Raw genomic sequence first — 2,015 nt, 5'->3', positions numbered from 1 at the left:
GTTCCAACCACTGTCAGCAGTCGTTCTGCGGGAAAATAGTTGTGAAAATTAACGAAAGCCGCATCATTTCTAGGGTCTTTTTGAAAATCAGGATTAAAATGCTTTAACTCATCTTCCGCACTAATATTGATCCAATTTTTGAGAATTTGGAAACTGATGCCTTGGTGCGGCGTACCGAGGGTGACAATTTTGTTAATGTAATTCTCTGCCTTCTGTTGCTTCGAGGTTGGATAAGTGCGTTGAACTGCCTCGCGTGCGATGAGTCCACCCATTGAATGGGCAATGATATTCACCTTGGGCTTAAAGCCTTCCTTTTGGACTGTAAGTTCCCGAATAAAGTCGATCAAGCGAACCAGTGCTTCACCATACACGTTGAATTTTCGCTCGTCCAAGTCGTAGTAACGAAATACCCAGAGAGTTTGCCAGGGTTGCTCAACCGTTTCCAGCAGATGTAGCGCCATGCCGGGGTCGATAATGATCTTATTGCCAGAAAAATAGCCCAACTCCTTTAAGCGCATAAATTTTTCCACGATATCCTTATCTGTGGAGCGCTTCAGTTTCTCCGGTAGCAACGGTTCGTAGGCATAAGTTTTACCGTAGTACCCGACGACGTTAGTGGTGTCTTGGTACTTCCAGTTCGACTTCATAAACCGCAGAATTAGCCCCTCGTAGATGTAGTTTTCACCTTGTTTTTGAGGGTAAACAGTACCAACATTAAATCTCTGGTAGGTATCTTTTTTCTCGTCGGAAACGTCGAGTCCGCCAAAACCACGAATCAAAATGATTGGTTGGGGACTTCTTGTGGGTTCAGACATTATGACCTCTGTACTTGGGGTATGAAGCACTATTGTCTACCCATTGGAGGATCGGGACTCCAGAGTTGTTTGCAGATGTTAATAAGCGCGAGCGCATCTCTTTCTACTGCGATCGCGTTTGCATGAAGTGCTGTTCGTTGCTTCTTGAGCAGCAGCTTCGGCTTGAGCTGTTGTCACTTCCGCTTGAGCGGCTTCAGCTGGCTCTTCAGGAGGCGATCGCATCGATAAACCAGTCGATGTTATTTTCTACACAGCGCTCGCAAACATGAGAGAGCGATCGCGCATTGCGCCCATTTACCTGGAAAAAGCTCCCTATAAGCTCCATTCAGGCAAACCTGATTTTATTGTTGTCATATCTATTCCGGCTTTTTATGCCAGTTCCCATCATCTCCCTTTTCGTAATCGCGCTTTACCGCACTCCAAGGAACCTTGAAGGCAGTTTCTTCCTCTTTATACTCTTCGTTAGCATTGTTAAAGGCAGCGAGAAAAATTTCTTGGGCGTGCTTGGGTAGGTGATTTTTTACCGAATCTGGTAATTCGTCAGTTTGTTTATAAAGCATAAATTTAATCACCTGATTCATGTAATACTAACTTGCAATTTTAAAATTTTAAAATCCTATCTCTAAAGACCTATTTTCTAATTTAATTAACTAGAGATAGCAAATAAAATAACTTGAGTCTCTCTAGAACCTGAATCAATAATCTCATTATGAACCTCTACCTTGGCATTGATTTTGGCACCTCTGGCGCACGAGCCGTCGCAATTCACGCGGATGGGACGATCCAAGCTGAGGCGGAATATCCCTTTGAGGGAGTGGCATTGGCTGCAAGCTGGGAGAAAGCTTTGTTTTCCTTGATTGAGCAAATCCCTTTGGAAGTACGCGGGGAAATTAAAGCGATCGCGATTGATGGAACTTCCTCTACTGTGTTGCTGTGCGATGACGCTGGTAAACCTGTTGCTGAACCGATTCTCTACAACGATGCGCGAGGGGTGGAAGTAATAGAGAGGTTGAGGGAAATTGCACCCCCAAATCACACGGTATTAAGCGCTACCTCCAGCCTCGCCAAACTTTTGTGGTTGCTTCAAAATTCAGAGCAGGTACAAGGGTCTACTCCTATAATTCAAAATTATTACTTCCTTCATCAGGCAGATTGGCTGGCATTTTTATTACATGGAAAACTGGGCATAAGTGACTATCA

General features: G+C 44.2%; 3 protein-coding genes and 1 pseudogene. 1 reads left to right on the top strand and 3 read right to left on the bottom strand.

The genetic code is table 11. The features are described 5' to 3' along the window. From H6F50_RS11795 to H6F50_RS11785, 3 genes and pseudogenes are all read right to left on the bottom strand, one after another. Window positions 1-815 (bottom strand): annotated as a pseudogene (locus tag H6F50_RS11795) (alpha/beta hydrolase); the annotation flags it as partial. Between the two features lie 78 nt (window positions 816-893). Beyond that, window positions 894-1,037, bottom strand: coding sequence for a hypothetical protein (locus H6F50_RS11790; RefSeq protein WP_190428842.1), 144 nt, complete (start codon window positions 1,035-1,037; stop codon window positions 894-896). 134 nt (window positions 1,038-1,171) lie between these two features. Continuing rightward, entirely contained in the window at window positions 1,172-1,375 is a 204-nt protein-coding gene (locus H6F50_RS11785) for a ChaB family protein (RefSeq protein ID WP_190428841.1), read from the bottom strand. Between the two features lie 149 nt (window positions 1,376-1,524). Between H6F50_RS11785 and H6F50_RS11780 the strand changes: the two genes are divergently transcribed. Next, on the top strand, window positions 1,525-2,015 hold a 491-nt coding region (locus H6F50_RS11780; protein ID WP_242028992.1), incomplete at its 3' end, for an FGGY family carbohydrate kinase.

This window comes from Coleofasciculus sp. FACHB-712, assembly GCF_014695635.1.
Classification (GTDB): Bacteria; Cyanobacteriota; Cyanobacteriia; order Cyanobacteriales; family FACHB-T130; genus FACHB-T130.
The sequence above is the reverse complement of the archived record's forward strand: the minus strand, read 5'-3'. Positions and strand labels throughout refer to the sequence as shown.

What these genes read in the sequence shown, in the direction of transcription:
- H6F50_RS11790 (WP_190428842.1), bottom strand. Translation starts at nt 1,037, where the DNA reads ATGCGATCGCCTCCTGAAGAGCCAGCTGAAGCCGCTCAAGCGGAAGTG.
- H6F50_RS11785 (WP_190428841.1), bottom strand. Translation starts at nt 1,375, where the DNA reads ATGCTTTATAAACAAACTGACGAATTACCAGATTCGGTAAAAAATCAC.